Raw genomic sequence first — 20,031 nt, forward strand, 5'->3', positions numbered from 1 at the left:
TGGTTCTTTACGCATAGTCCGCTGAATAGTTTAACGTTTTTCTATAGTTAATATTATCCATTTTTAACCGCGGATAAAAATATCCTCTGGTATTCCAAGATACCTCATGACGGCTTTGACATTTGGGCGCAGCGGCTCGTTGAAACCACGATGAAGGGTTCCATTGACTCGTATCGCTGATGTTTTAACAGAAAAAAAGATACGGAAAATAGCCATCAAGGAAGGCCTTGTAAGCTTCTTATCTCCAGGTCCCATAATGGTTGCTGATTCTTTCTTCATTTCTCTTCGAACAACATGTTCAGCAATACTCAGTACAAGCATCAGGATCAGCATCAAGTACCCAAGGGCTTCAACGCGTCTTGGGGAGTCCACGTAAAGTGCATTGACAAACTGTGGCGACTTCAAGAATTGAAACTTTCGTTCGACGCCGCCCTGCGTCTTGTATTCTCGAAGAATCGCTTCTCCTGACAGGCTTTGGTCTGTAGAAACCACCACAAAGATACATTCCTTGTTGATGCACCGCTGGATCTTCTGTTTATCCTCTCGAATCGAAACAATGACGGAGAAGATGCTTCGCGTTGGATTTGCATCAGGATTCTTGCTGGGCCGCCCAGGACGCTTGATGATTTCCTCCGTGATTTCAAGACCAATGTCATGATACTTGATTTTACTGATCTCAGACTTCATCAACGTCTCAATCTCAATCTGTGCATCTTCCCGGCAGGCAAAAGTTCGTTTACCTAAACGTTTCACCAATGTTTCCAAGGATTCGCGCTCTTTAGTAATACGCTTTTCGACAGTTTTACGCTTTGAAGCCTCAAGCTTTTCGGAATAGCACACAGCCATCTTCATCGGAACATCATGATAGACGCATGACTCCGACATTATGCGGTAGATGGAAGGCTCTGTGGCGGTTTCATACTTGTAAACTGGCAAAGTGTCCAACTGATCCAGCGCTTTTTCAACCGCACGCCTGCACTCAAGGACATTGTCAGGCATACGTGTGATGATCTCAATCTGAAGACGTTTGGCCTTTTCAAGGAATTCACGCGTAAAAGCTGCGCTGTCCGCGATGTAGAAAAATGGTGTCCCGTCACTTTCGAACTGATCTCTCAAATGTGCAGCACGTTCAAGGTTGTCTACGTTGTAGGTTTTGTCGCTGAGATTGCCTGAAAAAACCTGGCCATCAATGCAAATCCCTTGAGTGACGCCCATTCCATACATGATTTGTTTTTTGTCAGGACGATGTTGTTTTGAATAACCGAAGGTAATGTCAACCGCTCCAACTGTTCCTTCTTCAGTTTCATACTGGCCCCACATCACCTTAGACGTGGTATCAAAGTTGACGCTGCCCAGCCGTATGCCATAATGTTTAAATGCTTGAACTGCAATGGCTGAGAGGAGATTTGCACCGCCTGCTTGCTGCATCAGGTCCAAGAATCCGCCGAATCGGTCATCGTTGAGTTTGTTGCGATCTATAGAGCAATTAAAAAGGGAATCCAGATCAATTCTTTCAAAGTAGTCGCGAATCCGATACAGTGGGTGATGCTCATCAGCCATCGTCACCAGCATCATCTGAGCGAGGTGTCCGTATTGAATGTCAGTAGGCCTTCCGTTATGCGAGGTCAAGTGTTCATCGAAAATCTTGCCTAATCCGATCTGCTCACAAATCCCAATAATTAAACCGGCTTTGCCGCTGTAGTAAGGAATAATTTGTTCAAATGAAAGACTCATGGATTCACCTCGAAATATTTGATATAGCTATATTTCGACACAAATCACAAAATTCCTTTTTGAATAATTTGGAAATTATAAACTTTTTATTTGGTAATATTAGTTAGGCGGACTATGCGTCTTTAAAGAATACCTTTTAGGGATTTGATTGGCAAGCGGTGAATTTTGAAAGATTGTGAAAGAATTTGGAAGGATAATGGCAGTTTGGAGCAGGGGGGGAGACATGATGGGACTGATTCAAGAAGAACCGAATGAGAATCATTCTCGCATGCTCTGGCACCGAGTTGAATTCTGTCCGCGTCACTAAAACGAAACCTGTCCGCGTCCCCAACCCAGAAAAAAGTTTGAAATCAGAAATGTATGCAAAATCATACAAAGAGCTGAAAAATTATGGAAATGTAGTGTTTTCAATGGTTTTAGCATGTATACAATAATAAAAATGCAAGATATAATGCAATATAAGTCATATTTGATGACAAAACGATAAAATTATGAAATATTACTTGCAATTTAGAAAGAATATGATATTCTCATATCAAACAAAGCGATCCACTTCAAAGTGAAAACGGAGGCATAAGAATGACGAATACGGTTGTACTTGGAGTCATAGGCGCGGACTGTCATGCAGTCGGCAACAAAATTTTGGATTACGCATTCAGCAAAGCGGGTTTCAATGTGGTGAACATTGGCGTCTTATCATCGCAGGAGGAATTCATCAATGCCGCGGAAGAGACTGGCGCGAAGGCTATGATCATCTCGTCCCTCTACGGCCACGGTGAGATCGACTGCCGCGGATTGAGAGAAAAATGTGATGAGGCGGGTCTCGACGACATGCTCCTCTATGTCGGCGGAAACCTGGTTGTAGGCAAACACGACTGGGAAGAAGTCAAAGAGAAATTCCTAGCTATGGGCTTCAACCGCGTCTACCCACCAGGCTCAGATCCGGAGCTCGGCATCCGCGACCTGAGGGACGACCTCAAACTTCCCAAGCCTGAATAGCCTCGAAAGGGGTCTTTAAAGTGAACCATTACTTACTTATCGATTTTGGCAGCACCTACACCAAGCTGACAGCAGTGGACTTAAACGCTGAAGTCATCCTGGGCACTGCCAAAAGCTACACCACAGTCGAAACCGATATCATGACGGGCTATGAAGCCGCGCTGGCCGAGCTGAAAGCGACCCTCGCAGCTAAAGGCCGCCCGGACCTTGAGTTCGACCGAAAACTGGCATGCTCCTCGGCGGCAGGTGGCCTTAAAATGGTGGCCATAGGACTGGTCCAGGAGCTGACGGCGGAGGCGGCCAAGCGGGCGGCCCTCGGCGCAGGCGCACGGGTACTTCAGGTCTTCGACCACGATCTGACCCGTCGAGACATCGAAAAAATAGCAGCCCTAAAACCGGACATGCTCCTGCTGGCAGGCGGTACGGACGGCGGCAATCAGACCTGCATCCTTCACAACGCAAAGCGCCTCGCGGAGGCAAAGCTTCCCGTTCCTGTCGTCGTGGCAGGCAACAAATCCGCCATGGATGACATCGACGATCTTTTTAAAGAGGCTGAGCTCATCTACAGCATGTCCGACAATGTCATGCCAAAGCTCAATGTGCTCAACGTCGACCCAGCCCGCGAGGAAATCCGGGAAATTTTTATGCAGCGCATCACCCACGCAAAAGGTATCCACACTGCCACCGGCATGATCGACGACATCCTCATGCCGACCCCGGCAGCGGTCCTGAAGGCCGCTGAGCTCCTGTCGAAAGGGACCGATCTGGAGGACGGCATAGGCACCCTGGTCATGGTGGACATAGGCGGCGCGACCACGGACGTTTACTCCATCTGCGACGGCGAGCCGACTCAGCCGGGCGTGACGCAAAAGGGGCTCGAGGAGCCCTTCGCCAAACGCACTGTCGAAGGCGACCTGGGCATGCGCTACTCCGCTCTTTCGCTCAAGGAGGCCGCCGGATCCAAACGAATCCGCGCTTATCTGAAAGATGACTTAGCCGATGTCGACGCTGCCTGCCGTCACCGCAGTCTGCAGCCAGACATGATCCCGCAGTCGCCCGAGGAACGTCACATGGACGAAGCCATTGCCAAAGCGGCAGTGGCCCTCTCCGTAGAGCGCCACGCAGGTTGCCTCGAATCCTATTACTCGCCCATGGGGGTCGTGATTTCACAGCTCGGCAAAGACCTCGGCAATGTGGCAGCCTTTATAGGCACAGGCGGCGTCTTGGTCGCCAGCGAAAATCCGAAAGCCATATTGCAGGAAGGACTTTACGACCAGGAGACACCCACGAGCTTAAGACCAAAAGCACCGGCTTTCAAGCTGGATCAGGACTACATCCTGTCGGCCATGGGACTGCTTTCTCAGGACCATCCCGACATTGCGCTCAGAATCATGAAGCGGCATATCGTGACGCTCTAACTTATAGGGGGATACAAAATGGAACTCAAAAATAAGAAATTGTCCATGGACGAATTTTTACGCATCCGCGAAGAAGTCCTCAAGCAGTGGCCAACCGGCGAAGGCATAGACCTCGAAGCCAACGTCGCTTTTCTGAAACAAGTGCCGGAGCACAAAAGCTTTCCTGCGAAGCTCCGCTGGGCGAAGGAAAACGGCATCACCCTGGCGCAGCCTCGCGCCGGCGTCGCCCTGATCGACGAGCACATTCAGCTCCTCAACTTCCTTCACTCTGAAGGCGGCGCGGATCTGCTGCCTAGCACTATCGACAGCTATACCAGACAAAACAAATACAACGAATGCGAACGCGGCATCACTGAAAGCCGCAAAGAAGGGCGCTCCCTCCTGAATGGCTTCCCGGGCGTTAATCACGGCGTTCACGGCTGCAGAAAAGTATTCGAATCTGTCAATCTGCCGCTTCAAGCGCGTCACGGCACACCGGATGCCCGTCTTCTGTCCGAAATCATCCACGCAGCTGGCTGGACCTCCAACGAGGGCGGCGGCATTTCCTACAACATTCCTTACGCCAAGAAAGTCAGCCTTGAAAAGACGATTACAGACTGGCAGTACTGCGATCGCCTCGTCGGCTACTATGAAGATCATGGTATATCCATCAACCGCGAGCCGTTTGGTCCGCTGACAGGAACGCTGGTGCCGCCAAGCATGTCCAATGCTGTGGCGATCATCGAAGCGCTCCTGGCGGCAGAGCAGGGCGTCAAGAACATCACCGTAGGCTACGGCCAGTGCGGCAACCTGGTTCAGGACGTCGCGGCCATCCGCGCCCTCGAAGACCAGTGCAACGAATACTTAAAAGCTTCCGGCTACAACAACGTTTACCTGACCACCGTCTTCCACCAGTGGATGGGCGGCTTCCCGCAGGATGAGTCTAAAGCCTTCGGCGTCATCTCTCTGGGCGCGATCGCAGCTTCCCTGGCAGGTGCCACCAAAGTAATCGTCAAGACACCTCACGAGGCTTACGGCGTTCCTACAAAAGAAGCAAACGCTCAGGGCATCAGAGCTACAAAGATGGTCCTCAATCTCCTTCAGGAGCAGAAAATGCCCCTCAGTATCCAGCAGATCAACGAGAGCCGCATGATCAAAGCTGAGACTCAGTGCATCATTGATAAAGTCCTAGAACTCGGTGAGGGCGATCTCGCTGTCGGTACAGTCCGAGCTTTCGAAGCCGGTGTTCTGGATATCCCGTTCGCGCCATCCGTCTACAACGCTGGCAAGATGATGCCGGCCCGGGACAATGACGGCGCGATTCGTTACCTCGACTTTGGCAACGTGCCGTTCTCTGAGGAGATCAAAGAGTTCAACCGAAATAAGCTCGAAGAGCGTGCCATGTTTGAGCACCGGGAAGTCGACTTCAAAATGACGATTGATGACGTCTATGCTGTCAGCAAGGGCAACCTGATCGGTCGGCCTGAAACGGAGTCAGACGCTGCAAAAAGCATTAAAAAATATCTTTACAAAACCGAATAGCAGAAGGGGTTAGGTGGACGTTATGAAAATTATTGATGTGGTTTGCGCGCCGGGAAGAACTGGCTTCTATTTTGACGATCAAAGAGCGATTAAAAAAGGCGCGACTTTGGATGGCTTTGCTTACCAAGGCGCGACTATGACGCCGGGTTTCCATGCCATTCGGGTGGCCGGTGAAGCGATTTCTGTCATGTTGATTCTCGAGGACGGCCAAATAGCCCACGGGGATTGCGCCGCAGTCCAATATTCCGGTGCCGGCGGCCGAGATCCGCTCTTCATTGCAGCTGATTTTATTCCCGTCATTGAAAAAGAAATCGCTCCTAAGCTGATTGGTATGGAACTCACTGCTTTTAAACCTTTGGCGGAAGCTTTTGACAAGATGGAGATCAACGGAAAACGCATGCACACGGCGATCCGCTATGGCATTACACAAGCCCTTCTTGACGCGGTAGCGAAGGCCCAGCGCATTACTATGGCTGAAGTCGTTCAAAAGGAATACAATACGGGCATTGATATCAAACGCATCCCAATATTTGCGCAATCCGGTGATGACCGCTATGACAACGTCGATAAAATGATCATCAAAGGCATAGACGTCATCCCTCATGCTTTGATCAACCACGTTGAAACGAAGCTTGGCCGTCAGGGCGAGCTGCTCCTCGCGTATGTGGAGTGGCTCAGAGACCGCGTCATCAAGCTCAGAGCGGATGAAACCTATAATCCTATTTTCCACATTGACGTATACGGGACCATCGGCATAGCCTTTGAAAATGATCTCGCTAAAATGACGGACTACCTGGAGACGCTGGCCAAGGCGGCGGCGCCGTTCCAGCTTCGCATTGAAGGCCCTATGGACGTGGATGACCGGGAGAAGCAGATGCACGCGCTCAAAGACCTCTGCGCTATGGTCGATGCCCGGAACATTCCGGTGGAGATCGTTGCCGACGAATGGTGCAACACGCTGGAGGACGTCAAGTATTTCGCGGACAACAAGGCAGGCCATATGCTTCAGGTTAAGACGCCGGACCTTGGCGGTGTCAACAATATTATTGAAGCGCTGCTCTACTGCCGTGAAAAGGGCCTCGGAGCCTACAGCGGCGGCACATGCAACGAGACTGCCCGTTCGGCGGAGATCACGACGCAGATCGCGATTGCGTGCGACGCCTCCCAAGTTCTGGCGAAGCCGGGCATGGGTGTTGACGAAGGCTTCATGATCGTCAATAATGAAATGAATCGCGTTGTGGCCCTCGCAGCGCGACGCCTGCGCGCTTAGTGAACGCATAACTAAACGCATAACTAAACGCATAACTAAACGCACAACTAAACAGTATGTGATTTTCAGCAGGGTCTGGGTAAAGGTGAACCGTCAGGGAAGTGATGGCTAAACCCGCCCAGACCCTGCGTTTATTAATTTTAATGAGGTGAAGCGATTGAAACAGATTCACGTAAGTGTTATAACAGAAGCGGTGAAAAACAGCTGTCTGGAAGCGAACTACCGACTGCCGTCGGATGTCATGAACGCGCTGGAAACGGCGGCGGCATCCGAGCCCTTCAAGCCCGCTGCGGGGATCCTAAACCGTATTGTTGAAAACCACCATCTCGCGGCCAAGGGCGTCTATCCCATCTGTCAGGACACGGGGATGGTCTTTATCCTGGTCGAGCTGGGACAGGAGGTCCATATTGAGGGGGGCTCGCTGGAAGAAGCTATCAATGAAGGCGTCCGGCAGGGCTATGGTCAGGGTTTCTTGAGAAAATCCGTAGTGGGGGATCCGATTCAGCGGGTCAACACCGGAGACAATACCCCGGCGGCGATTCAGTGGCGCGTGGTGCCCGGGGATCAGCTGCGGGTCGTTATTGCGCCTAAAGGCTTTGGCTCGGAGAACATGAGCCGGCTTAAAATGCTCAAACCTTCTGATGGGCTTCAGGGCATTGAGGACTTTATCCTGGAGACGGTCGAACTGGCCGGTTCCAACCCGTGCCCGCCTATTGTCATAGGTGTTGGCATTGGCGGGACCTTTGATCTGGTAGCGGGTCTGGCAAAGCGAGCGTTGATGCGTCCGCTGGATGAGCTGCATCACGATCCGTATTATCAGGCACTGGAAGCGTCGCTGCTGGAAAAGGTTAACGCAACAGGAATAGGCCCTCAGGGCTTTGGCGGAAAAACCACGGCGCTGGCTGTTCGGATTGAAGCTTATCCGACCCATATCGCCGGGCTGCCGGTCGCGGTCAATATCAATTGTCACGCGGCAAGACACGTTGAATTTACCTTATAAGGAGGCGGGTTTGTATGATGGAGAAAACTGAAAACATTCAAAAAGATATCCGCATTACATCGCCTCTTTCCCGTGAGCAGGCTTTGGCGCTGAAGGCAGGGGATTCCGTGCTGATCAGCGGCGTGATTTATACGGCTCGGGACGCGGCGCACAAGCGCATGGTGGAGACCCTCGACCAGGGCGGAGAACTGCCTTTTGACGTACGCGACGCCATTGTGTACTATGTGGGGCCTTCCCCGGCGAGACCGGGCAATGTCATAGGCTCTGCGGGTCCGACGACCTCGGGGCGCATGGATGCTTATGCACCGCGGCTGCTGGATTTGGGGCTGCGGGGCATGATTGGAAAAGGCGCCCGCAATCAAGGGGTTATTGACGCCATTGTCCGAAATGAGGCGGTTTATTTCGCGGCCATAGGTGGCGGCGCGGCGGTCATTGCGGACAGCATCAAGTCCATGGAAGTAATTGCGTTTGAGGAGCTGGGTGCGGAAGCGGTCAGAAGGCTTGAGGTCGTGGATCTTCCGGCGATTGTGGCCATTGACAGCACGGGCGCGAACTATTATGACATTGGACGTCGGGCTTATCTCGCGGAGCGGGATGGCGCAGTGGGTGATGCAGCTGAGGGTGATGCCGAAGATGCTGCTGCGGGTGCCGGGGAAGGTGGTCGGTTATGATAGTGACCAGAACGGCCAAAGCCGGAACCCTGGAGTCCAATGACATTTTTATAATGGTGTCGCCTTCTGAAAGCGAAGGTGTCACCCTGGAGCTGCAGAGCATTGTCCTGGCTCAGTTTGGCCGTCAGATCCGGGAAACTATTTTGAAGACTGTGGCGGCACGGGGCGTGACTCAGGTCAGCATTTTGGCTCAAGACCGGGGCGCGCTGGATTATACGATTGAAGCCAGGGTTGAAACGGCCCTTGACAGGGCGCTGGCGGAAAGCGGGGTGATCCTGTGAAGCGACTTCGAAGAACGATGCTCTTTGTACCGGGCAACAATCCCGGTATGATTCAAAGTGCCACCGTGTTGGGCGCGGACTGCGTCATCCTGGATCTGGAGGATGCTGTGAGTCTCAGCGAAAAGGACAGCGCGAGAAGGCTTGTCACGAAAGCCCTGCGCAGCTGGTCTTTCAAGACGACAGAGGTAACGGTGCGCATCAATCCCATCACGACGGTGTATGGGCCTCTCGACCTGGAGGCTATGCTGGAGGTTCAGCCGGACATATTGCTGATTCCCAAGTCGGAGGTGGCTTCTATTCGGGAGGTCGAGTCGCGGATTTCAGCCTTTGAGGCAGCCCGCGGGGGTGAGGCGGTGCGGACCAAGCTCTTTGCGCTGATCGAGAGCGCAGCCGGCGTCGAGTGTGTTCACGAAATCCTTGAGTCATCGCCGCGGCTTGAGGGTGTGCTCTTTGGCGGTGAGGACTATACCTCGGATATGGGGATTGCCAGAACCATGGGCGGCATGGAAATTGAGTATGCGAGGAATAAGGTGGCGGTGGCTTGCAAGGTTCACGGGGTGGACGCGGTGGATACGCCGTTTACGGATGTGGACAATCACGAGGGGCTGCTGGCGGACACGCGCAAGGCGAAGGCCATGGGCTTTACCGGCAAGGCGGCGATCAACCCGCGGCAGGTGGGCATCATTCACAAAGGCTTCGCACCGGATCCGGTGGAGGTGCGGTATGCCCTCCGGGTGCTGGAAGCCATGGAAGAGGCTGAGGCGGAAGGAAAGGGTGTCTTTTCGCTGGACGGCAAGATGGTGGACGCGCCTATTATTCAGCGGGCCCGTCAGATGGTGGCTCTTGCGGAGAAATTAGGGATGGTCAAGGCTTCAAAGGCTTTGGAAGTTTCAAATAATTCGAAGGATGCGATTGATTCTCAGGAAGGAGGCTTGGTGTGATGCATGGTATTGAATTTGAAATGACGCCTGCGTCAGGGGAAACCCGTCGCCAGGCGCTTCCGAAGTATATCGAGGGCTATGGCGAAGTGCGGGCGTTTAATGGGGCGTTTGCGAATGTCGGGGTGGGAATTTCTGACCATCGGCCAAGGCGCTCTAAATCTGTGCGTCCTGGACAGTCGAAGCTTCTGGCGACTATTGAGGAAGCGCTGGACCGGGCTGGGCTGCGGGACGGCATGACGCTGTCCTTTCACCATCATCTGCGCAACGGCGACCATGTGCTCAATCTGGTTATGGACGCGGTCGCGCGGCGGGGCGTGCGGGATCTGACCCTGGCGGTTAGCTCGATTTTTCCGGTCCATGAGCCGTTGGTGGCACTTATGGATGCGGGCGTTGTGACGGGTCTGGCGACGAACTATATGTCCGGACCAGTGGCGAAGGCGGTGTCTCAGGGCCGCCTGAAAAAGCCAGCAGTTATGATGACCCATGGCGGGCGGCCGCGGGCCATTGAGAGCGGCGACTTGCCTATAGACATTGCGTTTATAGCTGCGCCATGCTCAGATCCGTACGGCAACTGCAACGGTGTCCATGGCAAGTCGGCCTGCGGGGCGCTGGGCTATGCGGTGGCGGATGCACAGTATGCGGATGTGGTGGTGGCGGTCACGGATCACCTGGTGGCGTATCCGGCGTCGCCGGCAGAAATCACGCAGACCATGGTGGATTATGTGGTGGAGGTGCCTTCAATTGGGGATCCCCAGGGCATTGTCTCGGGGACGACCCGAATTACCCGGGATCCGGTGGGTCTTGCTATAGCCCATAAAGCAGCCCAGGTCATTCAAGCGTCGGGGCTTCTCGAGGACGGCTTTTCCTTCCAGACCGGCGCCGGCGGTACGTCGCTGGCGGTGGCGGCAGAGCTTAAGGGCATGATGAAGGACGCTGGGATTGTTGGGAGCTTCGCGGCTGGCGGGATCACCGGCTACCTGGTGGATATGCTGGAAGAGGGTTTGTTCAGCAATTTGCTGGACGTTCAGTGCTTTGACCTCAGGGCGGTAGAGTCTTACAGAGACAACCCAAGGCATTTGCCGATGGACGCTTCCATGTACGCCAATCCCTTCAGCAAGGGTGCCGTTGTCAATCAGCTGGATGTGATGATTCTGGGGGCGACGGAAATAGACCTGGATTTCAACGTCAACGTCACGACGGGCTCTGACGGCACCATCATGGGCGGCTCCGGCGGCCACAGCGATACGGCGGCCGGCGCGAAACTGGCCATGGTGGTCACACAGCTGGTCAAGGCCAGGCTGCCGATTGTCCGCCGTCACGTCACCACCATTACAACACCGGGCGAAACGGTGGACGTGCTGGTAACGGATCACGGCATTGCGGTAAATCCGGCGCGGCAGGATTTGATTGCTGCTTTGGAAGCGTCTGGTCTCGAAGTGGTTTCGATTGAGGCCTTGCTGGCGCTGGCGGAGTCCATGACGGGCGTTCCGGACGAAATCACTTTTAGCGATGACATAGTCGCTGTGGTTGAATACCGGGATGGTACTGTGGTGGATGTAGTGAGAAGGACGAAGTAGGTTGGGGAAGAGCTAATAAAAGAACTCAGTGCGAAGGTAAAAAACCGATCAAAGGAAGTCGCGTGCGACTTCCTTTGATCGGTTTTCTTTTTGTCGAAGTGTTGAATCGAGGTGCACGTATGGCAGCCGAAGATGTACTTTTCGCGACTCGGATGGAGCGAAGTGGTACGCTGTATATTACAATTTCATTACCGTCCCCAACTCAGAAGTTGTCCGCGTCACCAACTTGAAAGTTCCCAAAACTTAAAACTGGAAAATGGCGCGCCATTTTCCTTCCTTTTTATTATTTTGATCGAAATGTTGCAATTTCCACATATTCTAAATTCATTTTATAAAACTTCGCGATGAATAGAAATGTGTATAAATGATCATCTGTATATAAAAATACAATCTGGCACATTGTATACAATAAGTGCAAATACGAACGAAAATTGTTTTAATATATATAATAGTTTGTATAATTGGCATAAAAACTATAAATAAATTTAATATTTATTGAAATGCCACTTGACAATGGGAGTGAACGGTTCTAGAATCATATACTATATTAACAAAGCGCGCTCATAAATATGCATCGATGCAAAAACAAGTCGAAGGAGGTGAATGTCTGCAAATGAATACAAAAGAATCGGAAATTTCATTTATCAGCCATTTTGCGTTACAGCCTATTTGCATGCTAAACTTGCAGACTTCACCAAATCGTACTGGAAGCCGGCACTAAAATTCGAAATGAACTTCAAACCGCAAACCATAAAGACATCAGGTTTGTGAGTGTCAACCATCGGCATGCTTTGGTGATAAATAAAGAGCATGCCAAACAGAAGAGGAGGGAACTGTCAAATGGATACCATGATCCTGAATACCATGTGGGTTTTAATCGCCAGTGTTTTTGTTTTCCTGATGCACGCAGGCTTCGCAATGGTCGAGGTCGGATTTACACAATCGAAAAACGCCGTCAACATCATTATGAAAAACTTCGTCACGGTGTCCATAGGGGTTCTCGGCTATTATGTCGTGGGGTACGCTTTAATGTATGGGGCCGACGTGAGCGGTCTGATTGGAAGCGACCAGTTTGGGCTGATGGGCTCGCCGGAGTCGGTCGCCGGGATCTCCTTTGACGTGTTTTTCTTTTTCCAGGCGATCTTCGCGGCGACCTGCGCGACCATCGTTTCCGGCGCCATGGCGGAACGCACGAAATTCTTTTCTTATGTGGCCTTTTGCGTTGTCGCGACGACACTCATCTACCCTCTGATTGGCCACTGGATCTGGGGCGGCGGCTTTCTCTCAAGCGTCGTCGGATTCAGGGACTTCGCGGGCGGCACGGCGGTTCACGCGGTCGGCGGGTTTTGCGCGCTGATAGGCGCTATTATGGTTGGTCCAAGAAACGGGAAATATAAAAATGGGGTACCTAGAGCAATACCTGGCCACAACATTCCCCTTGGCGCCTTGGGTGTGCTGATCCTCTGGTTTGGATGGTTCGGCTTTAATCCAGGCAGCACTCTCGACATCACCTCGCCGGCAACGGCCCACGCCGCAGTGACGACCCTGATCAGCGGCGCGGCGGCCACCATCACATCTATGCTGCTGAGCAATGTCAAATACGGCAAGCCTGACGCTGGTCTGACCCTTAATGGTGCTTTAGCGGGGCTGGTCGGGATCACGGCGGGGGCCAACCAGATTTCGTTTGCCGGCGCCATAGTGGTTGGCGTTGTCAGCGGCGTACTGATGCTTTTGGCAGTTGAGTATATTGATACGAAGCTGCGCATAGATGATCCGGTGGGCGCGATTTCGGTCCACGGTGTCTGCGGCGTCTTTGGCACGCTGGCGGTGGGAGTGCTGTCCGTGGACGGCGGCCTCCTCTATGGCGGCGGGATGACACTGTTGGCCGCTCAGGTCATTGGTGTGGGCGTCAGCGCGGCGGTGGCCATGGGGCTGGCCTTCCTGACCTTTGTGGGGATTAAGGCGACCATTGGCCTGCGCGTTGAGGAAAGCGAGGAGCTGCACGGTCTGGATGGGATCGAGCACGGTATAGCGGCATATATGGATCTTTAGAGGGAGGCGCGGATAATGGTTGAAAAGATGAGCAAAATTGAAATCATAATGAACCCTGACAAGTTTGAGGACCTGAAGGAAGCCATGAACGGCATTGGCGTGACGGGGATGACGGTGACGAACGCGCTGGGCTGCGGCCTCCAGAAGGGGCACAAGGAGTATTACCGCGGGGTTCAGGTGGAAATTAACTTGAAACAGAAGTTGAAGGTGGAAATTGTCGTGTGTGAGGTCCCTGTGGAGACGGTGATCCAGACGGCGCTGAAGATCCTGCAGACAGGGAATATTGGTGATGGCAAGATTTTTGTCTATGACGTGGTCGACGCGGTGCGCATCAGGACGGCGGAGCGGGGACCGGCGGCGGTTAAGGATCCGAAGTGATCAAGGACAAGGCGTTCAGCCGATGGTCACAGTCACACCAGGTGAGATTGTGAGTGGTGATGACCATCGGCAAAATGCTTTTAGAGCGGATGGTGTGCCATACAATTTTTCCCATAATTCAACGCCTTTATGAAACGTTCTAAAAAATCAATTTGAATTTTGGAACGAAACGTAATATAGTGTTCTGAATACATAGAATTTTATGTGAATGTTCACGGAATTAAAGGGGTGTTAACTATGGGAATGAAATTTATCAAACGGTTGCCAAGTAAAGAGGAAGTCCTTGCGGAACAGCCTCTATCGCTTATTTCAAAGAAGAAAAGGGACAAGCGCGTGGACGAAATCAAGGCGGTGCTTGAGGGGAAGGATGATCGTTTCCTCTTGATTATTGGGCCGTGCTCGGCGGACAATGAGGAGTCGGTCTGTGAGTATGTCGAGAAGCTGGCGCTGGTACAGGAGAAGGTCAAGGACAAGCTGATCCTGATTCCGCGGATTTACACCAATAAGCCGCGCACGACGGGGGCTGGGTACAAGGGGATGGCCCACCAGCCGGACCCGAATAAGGAGCCGGATATCCGCCAAGGGATCCGGGCGATTCGCCAGATTCACTTGCGTGTCCTGATGGACTACGGCCTACCGGGTGCCGATGAGATGCTGTACCCCGACAACTACTCCTATTTGGCGGATGTATTCGCCTACAACGCGGTGGGCGCGCGGTCTGTTGAGAATCAGCAGCACCGTCTGACCTCCAGCGGGGTGGAGGTGCCGATAGGCATGAAAAACCCAACCAGCGGCGACTTTTCAGTGATGCTGAATGCAATCAACGCAGCGCAGCAGAGCCATATGTTTATTTACAGGGGCTATGAGGTGGAGTCGGACGGGAACCCACATGCTCATGCGATTCTTCGCGGGGCGGTAGATGTCCACGGACGCAATCTACCAAACTATCATTATGAAGATCTGATACACTTCATTCATATGTATGAGAAGTCGGGTTTCCAGAATCCTGCGATTGTGATTGACACGAATCATTCGAATTCCATGAAGAAGCATTATGAGCAGCCGCGGATTGCTAAGGAGATTATGTTCAGCCGCAAATATGATCCGAGCATTCGGAGCATGGTCAAGGGTCTCATGATTGAAAGCTATTTAGTGGGCGGCACTCAAAAGATAGGCGAGAACGTTTACGGGAAGTCCATTACCGACCCATGCCTGGGCTGGGAGGAATCGGAGCAGCTGATGTATTATATTGCGGATAATGTTTAGGTGAATTTGAATTTGACATGGTGAAAACCCGGCGGTGCCCAGAGGGATTGGGCACTGCCGGTTTTTTTTATTTTAAAGAAAGTGAGACTTGAATAATGAACACTGATACGTGATGAGTATTACGGATTCGTTACCATCCGCGTCCCCAACTCAGATGTTGTCCGCGTCCCCAACCCGAAACCTGTCCGCGTCCCCTGTAGCCCATTGCCCCCCAAAAAACCCCACCCCATGGAACATCTGCCGGCGACGCAACTAACACGTGAATTAACCTCCAATTTTTGTTAAACTGTTTAGTAAGAATAATGAATCTCAGGAGGGCGTTATGGACAACCTGCTCAGAATCAACACCAGAACCAGATCGATCCAGTACGAGACAACACCTGAGGCTTACCTAAAAACCGGCGGCAGAGGCCTGATCGCGAAAATCCTGCTGGACGAAGTCGATCCGACCTGTGAACCCCTGGGGCGACATAACAAATTAATTTTCGCCATGGGACTCCTCACAGGCACCAATGTTTCCAGTGCCAGCCGCGTCTGTATAGGGGCCAAAAGCCCGCTGACACAGGGCATCAAGGAGAGCAACTCCGGCGGCACCACTGCCATGCGGCTTGCGCAGATGGGGCTCAAAGCTCTGATTCTGGAGGATCAGCCGGAAGATGATCTTTGGCACTATGTCAAAATCAGCAAAGAGGCATGTACCCTAGAGCCTGCAGAGGCTTACCTTGGCATGGGCACAGGAGAATTCTGCAACGCTATACATAAGCTCTACCCGGGCGCGGCTATCAGCTGTATTGGTCCCGTCGGTGAAAGGCTTTACAGCTCAGCGGGGATCGCAACGACGGATACAGACCATAAACCTGGTCGTTTCAGCGGCCGCGGCGGCCTTGGCGCGGTCATGGGCTCCAAGAAAATCAAAGGCATAGTCGTCCTTGGAAAGGATCCTATGCCACTGACAGACAGGGAGAGCTTTATGGCTGCCTTAAAAACCTACACTAAAGTGGTGAAGGACGCGCCATCCACGCTCAACTACAGAACCTTGGGCACAGCGTCCATGGTGCGCGTTATGAATGGTCACGGCGGTCTACCTACCCGCAACTTCAGTCTTGGTCAGTTCGAGGGTATGGATCAGATCTGCGGAGAGACGATCTTTGACGTCATCACCGAGCGAGGTGGAGAAGGCAGAACCTCCCACGCCTGCATGCCGGGCTGCGTGATTCAGTGCTCCAACATTTATCCGGACAAAGAGGGCCGGGCTATCGTTTCCCCGCTGGAGTACGAAAACCTGGGCCTCCTGGGTTCCAACCTGGGCATCTCTGACCTTGATACCGTCGCCCGGCTCAATGCCCTGTGCAACGACATGGGCATTGATACCATCGAAACCGGCGCTGCCATTGGCGTGGCTATGGAAGCGGGGATTGCAGCCTTTGGAAATGGTGAGGCCGCACTGAGTCTCCTGGAAGAGATCAGAAAAGGCACCGTGCTGGGCCGCGTGCTGGGTAACGGCGCTGTTGTCACGGGCAGAGTCTTTGGAATTCGCAACGTGCCAGCGGTCAACGGTCAGGCTATGCCGGCCTATGATCCGCGGGCTATCAAAGGCATGGGCGTGACGTACGCCACTTCACCCATGGGCGCGGATCACACCTATGGCGCAACGGCCAGAGCCCAAATCGAACAGGCCTCAAGCGTTGGCCAAGCGGAGCTTTCCTTCAGTACTCAGAAAAATATGGCCATCTATGATACCCTGGGATTTTGCATCTTCTGCAGCGGCGCTATAGGAAATCAGCATCAGCTTATAGCGGACCTGATCAACGCAAGATATGGCTGGTCAGTGGATGTCCCGTGGATGAAGGCGCTGGGAGAAGAAACACTCAAAAATGAGCACCTCTTCAATCAAAAGGCGGGCTTCACCAACGCCCATTACAAAATGCCGGAATGCTTTACCGAGCGCGTGCTGCCCGGGGTGAACACCGTCTTTGACGTGAGCCAGAAGGAACTGGAACAGGTCGTAGAGGCACATTTAGAAGGTCGAAGGACCCTAAAACCATGATTGTGATTAAGATCGCAGGCAGCATAAAAAATGACGTCACTGGCCCAGTGACGCTGACGCTTGAATGGAAACCGCTGACGGTCCTGGAATGCTTGGAGCAACTGGGAATCGACGAAAAGCAGGTCGGCGCGGTGCTCGTGAACGGCAAGCCAAAGAAAATGTCTCATACCCTTGAGGATGGAGATGAGGTGCAGATCCTGCCCGTTTTGAGCGGCGGATAGGGTGGGATTGCAGCGACATCATGTGGAAGTGGGTGTCCACAGCCTATGCCTGTTGATACCTTCTTCATGCAAAATGAATGACCATCGGCAAAGTTTTTGAAAGCTTTTAAAAGCTTTTAAAAGCCCAAGAACTCTGCCGATGGTCATTTCTTATCAATCCAATTAAGATCATGCTGCTTTCAACAGCCTCTTGAAAAACACTGACTGCAGCCACAACAGACTAATGCCGCACAGGACCGCCAGGAAAAGGAAGACCATCCAGGCCAGACCGTAACTGCCCGTCCGGTCGAAAATCAGGTTTGTCACCAGCGGCCCGGTCGTCGCGCCTGTGATCATGGTGACGTTGACCAGTCCATAGACGTTGCCAAAGTCCTTGTTCCCGAAGAAACTGCCCGTCAGGTAGGCATTGCCCACCGTAGTGATGGAAGCGGCCATACCGACGAGTACCGAAGATGCCTCTGCAACCGGGACTGAAGCGGCGTTTAGGTAGCCTGCTATCGCTGTGACAAATGCCAGGATGGCAATGGTAATCCCGCGCCTTGCGCCAAACCGGTCGAAGATCGCGCCCAGGCTCAATTTGCCAACCAGCATGCCCAGAGCCTGAACAGAAAACATCAGCGCTGAAAATTCAGGGGAATGGTCCAGTTCCATAAAATACGCCACAATAGTCAGTTGAGCGCCGCCAACCATGACGCAGATCAGAAACATGGTGACAAAATACATCCAAAAGGCGGGCATGGCTTTCAGCTCAGACAGCAGAAACCCTATTGGCGCTTCTGGGACACTCTGTGTTTGAAGTTCAGTAAGGTTCGATTGTTTCTTTAGCGGACCCAGTCCTTTTTCTTCAGGACTGCGCACCGCCAAAAGCCAAACCAGCGGCAGACAGATTGTCAGGATCATGCCTCCACTGAACCAATATCCCGCTTGCCAGTTGTTGCTTGAAATGACTTTGGTGATCATGGGAGAAAAAAGCGCAGTTCCTATACCGCTTCCCGCAGCGACAATTCCAAGGGCGAATCCCCGCCGGTCCATGAACCAATGGTTCACCATGAGGGATCCAGCGAGATTGGAGCTGCCAACAAATCCAGGTCCGAGGAGGAGGGCAATCAGATAAAAGTGCCATGGTGAACGCGCGAAGGAAAAAGCGGCAAAACCAAGTCCTGCCAGAAGGACGAACAGCGCGAGGCGCCGCTTAAGATGACGGCTGCGGCTGAGAATCCGCCCAACCCAGGCGGAGGAGGCTGCTGCGGAAAGACCGACTAATGTGAAGGTGAGGGTAAATTCACCACGCTCCATACCCAGGGCTTTTGTCACGGGCAGTATAAACAGACTGTGACAGCTCATAATGATCGAAAAGCTGACGGCCATCAGCATGAAGCCAAGGACAACAATCCACCAGCCGAAAAAGATTCCGGGCTGGTTCTTAGAAAGGCTGCGCGCTGCCATTACGCGTTAACCCGGCTGCTGGGAGCATCAGCCCCAATGAGAACTTCAGCAGATTTGATCGTCCTGTACAACGCTTCATTAACAGGGGTTGGGACGCCGTACTGCCGACCCAGCGCCATGACTGTTCCGGAGAGCATGTCTACCTCGGTTTTTCTGCCGCTTTCCAGATCGTTCAGCATGGAAGGGCGGCTCTCCGGTGGCATAGCCATCAGGACCTTGTCCCAGTTTTCAAGATCCGTCTCATTTAACCAGATCCCGTTCTTCTCTGTGATCCGGATCAGCTCCCACATGGCGGAGCGCATGAGGGCGTGAGCTTCGGGAATCCTCTGAAACGCCCCAAAGCCGCTTCGGACCACTGCAGATGCCTGATTGATCCCCACGTTGACCATAAACTTGTACCAGAGCTCCCTCAGCATATTTTGGGGGAGGTTGTATGATAAACCTACTCTGTCAAAAAAGTCGGCCACGGCTTTGACTTCCTCTTTAAGCTCTGTATTATCTGCGAAACCAAAGCTGATTGTTCCATACTGGCTGAAGCGGATTTTGTTCTTTTCCCGCGCGCCGTCAATGCTCATCACCAGGCCGTACAGAACTCTATGTCTTCCAAAGGCTGCCGCCAGACGGTCTTCGCTGGTGATGCCGTTCATTAACGACAGAATCAGCGTTTCATAACCTACAAAAGGGCGCATTTCTTCAATTGCCGCCTCAAGTCCGTAGTCTTTGACTGCCACGAGGATCAGGTCTGCGGGCGTCGGATCCGGTTCGTCCGGATCCGCAAGAAGGAAATTATATCGCTGGTCATTAATGATCAGCCCATCAGTTTCATAGCGGTTTTTTCGCTCTCCCCGAGCGAGAATGCGGAGGCAGTCGGGATCTGCTTCCGATATTTTTTTTGCGTAGGCGCCGCCAACAGCGCCCGCGCCGCAAAGGATGACATTCTTTATGATTTTCAAGGGGGGGTACCTCCTGGATAACTTTAGATTATATTTTATAAAACATTGGTTGTATAATCTTACCATAAGACCCTGCAAAAATGTAAGATGGAATGGTAAAAATCCGAAAAAATGAAAAGTGAGATGTTTGTTTTTGTTAGGAGTCTGTCCCCGGTTTCAGGTTGGGGGTTTCAGGTTGGGGACGCGGACCGTAATATAATTGCAACAATTAAAAAATGCCACGTCCCAATTATAATCTCAGGGGGGCATGGCATTT

Annotated in this window: 17 protein-coding genes; 14 read left to right on the forward strand and 3 right to left on the reverse strand. The window is 52.5% G+C overall.

Annotation, left to right across the window (positions count from 1 at the left end; translation table 11 throughout):
* Window positions 1–63: 63 nt before the first annotated feature.
* Complete coding sequence (locus AC4PHM_RS01745) at window positions 64–1,734, reverse strand: IS1634 family transposase (protein ID WP_492017511.1); 1,671 nt, start codon at window positions 1,732–1,734, stop codon at window positions 64–66.
* Between the two features lie 579 nt (window positions 1,735–2,313).
* On the opposite strand from AC4PHM_RS01745, the gene glmS reads away from it, so the two are divergent.
* From glmS to AC4PHM_RS01815, 14 genes are all read left to right on the forward strand, one after another.
* The gene (glmS, locus tag AC4PHM_RS01750; protein ID WP_492019184.1) at window positions 2,314–2,733 is read left to right on the forward strand and encodes a methylaspartate mutase subunit S; all 420 of its coding nucleotides are present in this window, start codon (window positions 2,314–2,316) and stop codon (window positions 2,731–2,733) included.
* Between the two features lie 20 nt (window positions 2,734–2,753).
* Window positions 2,754–4,151: a methylaspartate mutase accessory protein GlmL gene (gene glmL, locus AC4PHM_RS01755; RefSeq protein WP_492019185.1), complete on the forward strand. Its 1,398-nt coding sequence runs from the start codon at window positions 2,754–2,756 to the stop codon at window positions 4,149–4,151.
* A gap of 18 nt (window positions 4,152–4,169) precedes the next feature.
* Window positions 4,170–5,672: a methylaspartate mutase subunit E gene (locus AC4PHM_RS01760; protein ID WP_492019186.1), complete on the forward strand. Its 1,503-nt coding sequence runs from the start codon at window positions 4,170–4,172 to the stop codon at window positions 5,670–5,672.
* Between the two features lie 22 nt (window positions 5,673–5,694).
* Window positions 5,695–6,942 carry a methylaspartate ammonia-lyase gene (locus AC4PHM_RS01765; protein WP_492019187.1) on the forward strand — a complete coding sequence of 416 codons (1,248 nt, stop codon included), beginning with the start codon at window positions 5,695–5,697 and terminating at the stop codon, window positions 6,940–6,942.
* Window positions 6,943–7,099: 157 nt separating this feature from the next.
* Window positions 7,100–7,942, forward strand: a complete 843-nt coding sequence (locus AC4PHM_RS01770) for a fumarate hydratase (protein WP_492019188.1) — start codon at window positions 7,100–7,102, stop codon at window positions 7,940–7,942.
* Between the two features lie 14 nt (window positions 7,943–7,956).
* Window positions 7,957–8,613: a Fe-S-containing hydro-lyase gene (locus AC4PHM_RS01775; RefSeq protein WP_492019189.1), complete on the forward strand. Its 657-nt coding sequence runs from the start codon at window positions 7,957–7,959 to the stop codon at window positions 8,611–8,613.
* The gene (citD, locus tag AC4PHM_RS01780; RefSeq protein ID WP_492019190.1) at window positions 8,610–8,894 is read left to right on the forward strand and encodes a citrate lyase acyl carrier protein; all 285 of its coding nucleotides are present in this window, start codon (window positions 8,610–8,612) and stop codon (window positions 8,892–8,894) included. The genes AC4PHM_RS01775 and citD overlap by 4 nt, the downstream gene beginning before the upstream one ends.
* On the forward strand, window positions 8,891–9,835 hold the full coding sequence (locus AC4PHM_RS01785; protein WP_492019191.1) for an HpcH/HpaI aldolase/citrate lyase family protein: 945 nt from the start codon (window positions 8,891–8,893) through the stop codon (window positions 9,833–9,835). Before citD ends, AC4PHM_RS01785 begins: the two co-directional genes overlap by 4 nt.
* Window positions 9,835–11,412 carry a citrate lyase subunit alpha gene (gene citF / locus AC4PHM_RS01790; RefSeq protein ID WP_492020441.1) on the forward strand — a complete coding sequence of 526 codons (1,578 nt, stop codon included), beginning with the start codon at window positions 9,835–9,837 and terminating at the stop codon, window positions 11,410–11,412. Before AC4PHM_RS01785 ends, citF begins: the two co-directional genes overlap by 1 nt.
* An 840-nt stretch (window positions 11,413–12,252) precedes the next feature.
* Window positions 12,253–13,464 (forward strand): ammonium transporter, encoded by a 1,212-nt coding sequence (locus AC4PHM_RS01795; RefSeq protein WP_492019192.1) that lies wholly within the window; start codon window positions 12,253–12,255, stop codon window positions 13,462–13,464.
* A gap of 15 nt (window positions 13,465–13,479) precedes the next feature.
* Window positions 13,480–13,842, forward strand: a complete 363-nt coding sequence (locus tag AC4PHM_RS01800) for a P-II family nitrogen regulator (protein ID WP_492019193.1) — start codon at window positions 13,480–13,482, stop codon at window positions 13,840–13,842.
* A gap of 237 nt (window positions 13,843–14,079) precedes the next feature.
* Window positions 14,080–15,108: a 3-deoxy-7-phosphoheptulonate synthase gene (locus AC4PHM_RS01805; protein ID WP_492019194.1), complete on the forward strand. Its 1,029-nt coding sequence runs from the start codon at window positions 14,080–14,082 to the stop codon at window positions 15,106–15,108.
* Between the two features lie 322 nt (window positions 15,109–15,430).
* The gene (locus AC4PHM_RS01810) at window positions 15,431–17,155 is read left to right on the forward strand and encodes an aldehyde ferredoxin oxidoreductase C-terminal domain-containing protein (protein ID WP_492019195.1); all 1,725 of its coding nucleotides are present in this window, start codon (window positions 15,431–15,433) and stop codon (window positions 17,153–17,155) included.
* On the forward strand, window positions 17,152–17,376 hold the full coding sequence (locus tag AC4PHM_RS01815) for a MoaD/ThiS family protein (protein WP_492019196.1): 225 nt from the start codon (window positions 17,152–17,154) through the stop codon (window positions 17,374–17,376). Before AC4PHM_RS01810 ends, AC4PHM_RS01815 begins: the two co-directional genes overlap by 4 nt.
* A gap of 168 nt (window positions 17,377–17,544) precedes the next feature.
* Here AC4PHM_RS01815 and AC4PHM_RS01820 read toward each other — a convergent pair whose 3' ends face one another.
* Together AC4PHM_RS01820 and AC4PHM_RS01825 are read right to left on the reverse strand one after the other, a co-directional pair.
* Complete coding sequence (locus AC4PHM_RS01820) at window positions 17,545–18,822, reverse strand: MFS transporter (protein WP_492019197.1); 1,278 nt, start codon at window positions 18,820–18,822, stop codon at window positions 17,545–17,547.
* Window positions 18,822–19,775, reverse strand: a complete 954-nt coding sequence (locus tag AC4PHM_RS01825; protein WP_492019198.1) for a ketopantoate reductase family protein — start codon at window positions 19,773–19,775, stop codon at window positions 18,822–18,824. Before AC4PHM_RS01825 ends, AC4PHM_RS01820 begins: the two co-directional genes overlap by 1 nt.
* Window positions 19,776–20,031: the final 256 nt, after the last annotated feature.

This window comes from Acidaminobacter sp. QWL-03, from assembly GCF_058683855.1.

Excerpts from the sequence above, each read along its gene's own strand:
- AC4PHM_RS01745 (WP_492017511.1), bottom strand. The coding sequence starts at position 1,734 with ATGAGTCTTTCATTTGAACAAATTATTCCTTACTACAGCGGCAAAGCC.
- glmS (WP_492019184.1), top strand. The coding sequence starts at position 2,314 with ATGACGAATACGGTTGTACTTGGAGTCATAGGCGCGGACTGTCATGCA.
- AC4PHM_RS01760 (WP_492019186.1), top strand. The coding sequence starts at position 4,170 with ATGGAACTCAAAAATAAGAAATTGTCCATGGACGAATTTTTACGCATC.
- AC4PHM_RS01765 (WP_492019187.1), top strand. The coding sequence starts at position 5,695 with ATGAAAATTATTGATGTGGTTTGCGCGCCGGGAAGAACTGGCTTCTAT.
- AC4PHM_RS01775 (WP_492019189.1), top strand. The coding sequence starts at position 7,957 with ATGATGGAGAAAACTGAAAACATTCAAAAAGATATCCGCATTACATCG.
- citD (WP_492019190.1), top strand. The coding sequence starts at position 8,610 with ATGATAGTGACCAGAACGGCCAAAGCCGGAACCCTGGAGTCCAATGAC.
- citF (WP_492020441.1), top strand. The coding sequence starts at position 9,835 with ATGCATGGTATTGAATTTGAAATGACGCCTGCGTCAGGGGAAACCCGT.
- AC4PHM_RS01795 (WP_492019192.1), top strand. The coding sequence starts at position 12,253 with ATGGATACCATGATCCTGAATACCATGTGGGTTTTAATCGCCAGTGTT.
- AC4PHM_RS01800 (WP_492019193.1), top strand. The coding sequence starts at position 13,480 with ATGGTTGAAAAGATGAGCAAAATTGAAATCATAATGAACCCTGACAAG.
- AC4PHM_RS01805 (WP_492019194.1), top strand. The coding sequence starts at position 14,080 with ATGGGAATGAAATTTATCAAACGGTTGCCAAGTAAAGAGGAAGTCCTT.
- AC4PHM_RS01810 (WP_492019195.1), top strand. The coding sequence starts at position 15,431 with ATGGACAACCTGCTCAGAATCAACACCAGAACCAGATCGATCCAGTAC.
- AC4PHM_RS01815 (WP_492019196.1), top strand. The coding sequence starts at position 17,152 with ATGATTGTGATTAAGATCGCAGGCAGCATAAAAAATGACGTCACTGGC.
- AC4PHM_RS01820 (WP_492019197.1), bottom strand. The coding sequence starts at position 18,822 with ATGGCAGCGCGCAGCCTTTCTAAGAACCAGCCCGGAATCTTTTTCGGC.